Consider the following 1442-nt stretch of genomic DNA (forward strand, 5'->3'; position numbering starts at 1 on the left):
CCGGAGACCCCGACCACCTTGGCGATGGCGAGATACACCAGGTAACCCGCAGCACACCCGATGAACCAACTGTACTTCGGCATCCAATCCATCGTGTCCGTCAGCTTCGGCACCACCACCGACGCCATCGAGATGACACCCGACGCGATCACCGAATACACAGCCACCGGGTTGTACCCGTTCCGGTAGTAGTACACACCCGTCGGCTCGACCGTGAACAGATCATCGACGACGATCTTCTGCTTCCGGACGACGTAGAAGTCGGCGATCAAGATCCCGAACAACGGGCCGATCAACGCACCAAGGATACCCAACGTCCAGAAGATCGCAGTATCGTTCGCATACCAGTTCCACGGCGTCAACAACACCGACCCCACCGCCGCGATCATCCCGCCGGTCCGCCAGGAGATCCGCTGCGGGTTCACATGCGAGAAGTCGAACGCCGGACTGATGAAGTTCGCCACGATGTTGATCCCGATCGTCGCCACCACGAACGTCAACCCGCCGAGCAGGATCGCGAACGTCGTATTGATCTTCTGCACCGTCTGGATCGGATCCGTGATCAACTCCCCATACAACGGCTTCGTGCACGCCGCCGTCAACACCGTCAACAACGAGAAGAAGATGAAGTTGACCGGCAACCCCAAGAAGTTGCCCCGCTTGACCGCCCTGAAATCCTTCGCATACCGGGCGAAGTCACCGAAATTGAGCATCGGACCCGAGAAATACGACACCACCGCCGCGATCGCCGCGAACATCGTACCGATCAACGCACTGCCGTGCAGCGTGTGATCCGACAGGTTCAGATTCAGATGCCAATGCACCTTCGACAGCATGTACAAGCACATCGCCAACATCACCACATACACCGCCGGCCCCGCATAATCGATGAACTTGCGGATCGGACCCATACCACGCCAGAACAACGCCGCCTGCAACACCCACAACACCGCATAACTGACATACCCCAGATACGACAGCCCCAGGAACATGTGATGACCGTCCGCCAACGACGCCGTCGACGGCCACAACTTGATGAACACGATGTTCAACGACTCCGCCGCCAGATACGTCTGCACCCCATACCACGCAACCGCGATCAAACCACGGATGATCGCCGGAATATTCGCCCCGAACACCCCGAACGACGCCCGACTGGTCACCGGATACGGCACCCCCGCCTGCTGACTCGGCTTCGCCACCAGATTACAGAAGAAGTTGACGATACAGATACCCACGATCAAACAGATGAACACCTGCCACGCCGTCAAACCCAACGCGAACAACGTCCCCATCGTCACATACCCACCAACACTATGCACATCCGACATCCAGAACGCGAAAATGTTGTACGTCTTCCAACTCTGCCGCTGCAACGGCGCCAAATCATCATTGGTCAACCGCTGGTGATACCCCAACTCCTCCCAGGTCGGATCCTCGGT

At 58.0% G+C, this 1442-nt stretch carries 1 protein-coding gene; it reads right to left on the minus strand.

Going from position 1 to position 1442, the window contains the following annotated elements:
* The coding region (locus tag ABD908_RS27315) for an NCS1 family nucleobase:cation symporter-1 (RefSeq protein ID WP_345002044.1) at positions 1-1418 on the minus strand (1418 nt) is incomplete at its 3' end.
* Positions 1419-1442 lie beyond the last annotated feature (24 nt).

This window comes from Tsukamurella soli, assembly GCF_039541155.1.
Taxonomy (GTDB): Bacteria; Actinomycetota; Actinomycetes; order Mycobacteriales; family Mycobacteriaceae; genus Tsukamurella; species Tsukamurella soli.